This is a genomic window from Bradyrhizobium sp. PRIMUS42 (genome assembly GCF_023006515.1).
Lineage (GTDB): Bacteria > Pseudomonadota > Alphaproteobacteria > Rhizobiales > Xanthobacteraceae > Bradyrhizobium.
Genome location: NZ_JALBGZ010000587.1, coordinates 1 through 3,915, shown reverse-complemented (window position 1 = coordinate 3,915; position 3,915 = coordinate 1). Strand labels below are relative to the sequence as shown.

The 3,915-nt window shown below is 65.1% G+C and carries 5 protein-coding genes; all 5 read right to left on the bottom strand.

Annotated elements, in window-relative coordinates; genetic code table 11:
- On the bottom strand, window positions 1-1,568 hold a 1,568-nt coding region (locus MOV75_RS29865), incomplete at its 3' end, for a ferrous iron transporter B (RefSeq protein WP_247007114.1).
- 37 nt (window positions 1,569-1,605) lie between these two features.
- Window positions 1,606-1,881: a FeoA family protein gene (locus MOV75_RS29860; protein ID WP_018319701.1), complete on the bottom strand. Its 276-nt coding sequence runs from the start codon at window positions 1,879-1,881 to the stop codon at window positions 1,606-1,608.
- A 119-nt stretch (window positions 1,882-2,000) separates the two neighbouring features.
- Window positions 2,001-2,252 carry a ribbon-helix-helix domain-containing protein gene (locus MOV75_RS29855; RefSeq protein WP_025038043.1) on the bottom strand — a complete coding sequence of 84 codons (252 nt, stop codon included), beginning with the start codon at window positions 2,250-2,252 and terminating at the stop codon, window positions 2,001-2,003.
- Complete coding sequence (locus tag MOV75_RS29850) at window positions 2,249-2,437, bottom strand: DUF4169 family protein (protein ID WP_246921769.1); 189 nt, start codon at window positions 2,435-2,437, stop codon at window positions 2,249-2,251. The genes MOV75_RS29855 and MOV75_RS29850 overlap by 4 nt, the downstream gene beginning before the upstream one ends.
- A 281-nt stretch (window positions 2,438-2,718) precedes the next feature.
- On the bottom strand, window positions 2,719-3,915 hold a 1,197-nt coding region (locus tag MOV75_RS29845; RefSeq protein WP_247007113.1), incomplete at its 5' end, for a class II fumarate hydratase.

The window sequence follows — 3,915 nt, the reverse complement described above, 5'->3', positions numbered from 1 at the left end:
ATCAGCGCGACCGCGATCTGCCAGTTGAAGCCGACGGGAGCGAGCAGCGGCTCGAGCGCCTTGCCGATGATCGCGGCCAGGCTGAAGTCGATGGCCGGCTCGGTGGCGCCCGCCGGCGGCTGCGGGAATGAGGCCAGGAACCAGATCAGCACCATCATCGAGAAGATCGTGGTGCCGGCGCGCACCAGGAACATCTTGGCGCGGGTGTAGATGCCGATCACGATCGATTTCAGCCTGGGCATCTTGTAGTCCGGCAGCTCCAGCATGAACGGCGCCGGCGCATAGTCGCGCAGCATGAAGAACTTGATCAGGAACGAGACGGCAAGCGCACTGGCGATGCCGGCGGCGTAGAGGCCGAACATCACGAGGCCCTGCAAGTTGATGAAGCCCCAGACGTCCTTCGCGGGGATGAAGGCGGAGATGATCAGCGTGTAGACCGGAATGCGCGCCGAGCAGGTCATCAGCGGCGCGATCAGGATCGTGGTCAGCCGGTCGCGCTTGTTGTCGATGACGCGCGTCGCCATGATGCCGGGAATGGCGCAGGCAAAGCTCGACAGCAGCGGAATGAAGGCGCGGCCGTGCAGCCCCGCGCCGCCCATGATGCGGTCCATCAGGAACGCGGCGCGCGCCATGTAGCCGAAATCTTCCAGGAGCAGGATGAACAGGAAGATGAGGATGATCTGCGGCAGGAACACAATGACGCTGCCGACGCCCGAGATCACGCCGTTCTGCAGGAAGCTCTGCAACAGGCCGTCAGGCAGGGTGGCCTGCACGAGCTCCCCGAGCGCGTCGAAGCCGGACTTGAGCAGGTCCATTGCCGGTTGCGCCCAGGCGAACACCGCCTGGAACATCACGAACAGGATCAGCGTCAGCACGATGAGGCCGCCGACGGGATGCAGCACGACCGCGTCGATCCGCGCGGTCCAGGTGTCGGGTCTGGCGGGCAGGCTGACGCAGTCGGCGATGATGCGGTCGGCCTCGCGCTGGGTCGCGCGCAATTCGGAGACGCTGAGCGCGCGCCAGCTGTTCGCCTCCGCCTCGGCGGCGAGTCTTGCCGAGATCTCGTCGGTCAGTCTCAAGAGGTCGGCGGTGCCGCCCTTGCGCACCGCGATCGAGGTGACCACGGGCAGGCCGAGCTCCTTGGCGAGCCGCTCGACGTCGACGGTGATGCCGCGGCGGGCGGCGATGTCGAACATGTTGAGCACGAGGACCATCGGCCGTCCCGTGCGCTTGAGCTCGAGCAGCAGTCGGATGGTCAGCCGCAGATTGGTCGAATCGGCCACGCAGAGCACGAGATCGGGCACAGTCTCGCCGGAGGCCTTGCCGAGCACGAAGTCGCGGGTGATCTCCTCGTCCGGGCTGCGGCCGCGCAGCGAATAGGTGCCGGGCAGGTCGACCACAGAGACCTGGCGTCCCAGGGGGGTGACGAAGAAGCCTTCCTTGCGTTCGACCGTGACGCCGGGATAGTTCGCGACCTTCTGCCGGCTGCCGGTCAGGGCGTTGAACAGCGAAGTCTTGCCGCTGTTCGGCGTGCCCACCAGGGCGAGATGCAGCAGAGGTAATTCCATGGAATCACTGGTCCGGGATCAGAGGTCCGGTCGCTGTCTAGGCGACGATGATGGCCATGGCTTCGCGGCGGCGGACGGCGATCGTGATGCTGTCGACCCGCACGGCGATGGGATCGCGCCCGACGAGCCCCTCGTGCAGGACCTCGACCCGGGCGCCCTCGACGAAGCCGAGCTCGATCAGGCGGCTCTCGAGCTCGATGTCCGAGAGCGCCGAGCCCGCCTCGCGAGCGGAAAGATGCTGGATGACGCCGGTATAGCCGCGCTGGGCCAGACCCAGCGGCATGTGCGGGCGCGTGTCATTGGTGTCGGTCATGCCCTGTATTTTCAACGCAGGGCAGTGAGGTCAAGCGCGCGCGCTCGCTGAAACCGCACCTTAGAGTGATTTTAAAGTGCGGGTCGCGGAGCGCCCTCGAATGCGCCCCCGAGGGTTGGCTACTGGGCCGGGACCTTGTCCGGCTGGGCGGCCATGGCCCGGCTCTTGAAGTAGTCCAGGACGAACAAACGGATCGCCGACGACAGGTTGCCCTGCTGGCGATTGTTGTCGATCTCGCCGACCAGCTCGGACAACGTCATGTTGCGCAGGCCGGAAATCTCCTTCATGCCGTTCCAGAACGCCTCTTCCAGGCTGACGCTGGTCTTGTGCCCGGCGACGACGATCGACCGTTTCACGACGGGCGACTTCATGGCTGCTCCTCGCGATCGATCTGATGCTGATCCAGGTGCGCCTTCGCCTTGTCCGCGCGCGTCTCCTCCGCCGACCGTTCCGCCTTCGTGCGGCCGAACTTCGTCCGGTTGGCGTCCGCCTGTTTCGCCGAGGCTTCCCGCTCGGCGCGCTTCCTGAAGCGCTTCAGGTTGATGACGTTCCCCATGCCGCGTCTCCATCATCCCCTCCTCTTCAGGCTGGATGAAACATTCAGAAACAGGGTGCCGCTTTGCGCCCCACAAGACTTGATCGCCATTCGCTTGTCCTCGTCAATCGGCCCCTTGGGCCATCAAACGATGAATTTCGCCCCGTCGAGGGGGCGGAAGGGCTGCGTAGCACGCCGTCCCGCCGGAACATTGACGGTAATCAAATCCCGCCCCCAAAGCCGCACATTTCTGGGGCGTCGAGCGTCCGTATCATTACGGATGGCTATCGGAATTCGGAGTACTATCCCGGGCTGGTCATCTTCTCGGGGCGCACCAGGCGATCGAACTCGTCCGCCGAGACAAAGCCGAGCCGCAGTGCCTCCTCCTTCAACGTGGTGCCGTTGGCATGGGCCGTCTTGGCCACCTTGGCGGCGTTGTCGTAGCCGATCTTCGGGGCCAGCGCCGTCACCAGCATCAGTGAGCGCTGCATCAGCTCGTTGATGCGCTTTTCGTCGGCACGGATGCCGCTGACGCAGTGCTCGGTGAAGGATCGCGCGGCATCTGCCATCAGGCGGATCGAGTGCAGCATGTTGTAGGCGAGCACGGGCTTGTAGACGTTGAGCTCGAAATGGCCCTGGCTGCCGGCCACCGTGATCGCGGTGTGATTGCCGAACACCTGGCAGCACACCATGGTCATTGCCTCGCACTGGGTCGGGTTGACCTTGCCCGGCATGATCGAGGAGCCCGGCTCGTTCTCCGGCAGGATCAGCTCGCCGAGGCCAGAGCGCGGGCCCGATCCCAACAGGCGGATGTCGTTGGCGATCTTGAACAGGCCTGTCGCCACCGAATTGATGGCGCCGTGCACCAGCACATAGGCATCGTTCGAGGCGAGCGCTTCGAATTTGTTGGCGGCGCTAGTGAAGGGGAGTTTCGTGATGCCGGCGACGTGCTTTGCGAACAGCTTTGCAAAGCGTGGCTTGGAATTGAGGCCGGTGCCGACGGCGGTGCCGCCCTGCGCCAGCGGATAGAGGTCTTTCACCGCGACCTTGAGCCGGGCGATGCCGCTCTCGACCTGCGCCGCATAGCCGGAAAACTCCTGGCCGAGCGTCAGGGGCGTCGCATCCTGGGTGTGGGTGCGGCCGATCTTGACGATCTTCGCGAACGCCTTCTCCTTCTTGCGCAGCGCGCGGAGCAGCTCACCGAGCGCAGGGACGAGGTCGGCATTGATGCGGCTTGCGGCCGCGATGTGCATCGCGGTCGGGAAAGAGTCGTTCGACGACTGGCTCATGTTGACGTGATCGTTGGGATGCACCGGCTTCTTGGCGCCCAGCTCGCCGCCCAAGAGCTCGTTGGCACGGTTGGCGATCACCTCGTTGAGGTTCATGTTGGTCTGTGTGCCCGAGCCGGTCTGCCACACGACGAGCGGAAAATGATCGTCCAGCCTGCCGTCGGTCACCTCGCGCGCGGCGCGGTTGATGGCGCCCGCGCGGCGCCGGTC

Excerpts from the sequence above, each read along its gene's own strand:
- MOV75_RS29860 (WP_018319701.1), bottom strand. The coding sequence starts at position 1,881 with ATGACCGACACCAATGACACGCGCCCGCACATGCCGCTGGGTCTGGCC.
- MOV75_RS29850 (WP_246921769.1), bottom strand. The coding sequence starts at position 2,437 with ATGGGGAACGTCATCAACCTGAAGCGCTTCAGGAAGCGCGCCGAGCGG.
- MOV75_RS29855 (WP_025038043.1), bottom strand. The coding sequence starts at position 2,252 with ATGAAGTCGCCCGTCGTGAAACGGTCGATCGTCGTCGCCGGGCACAAG.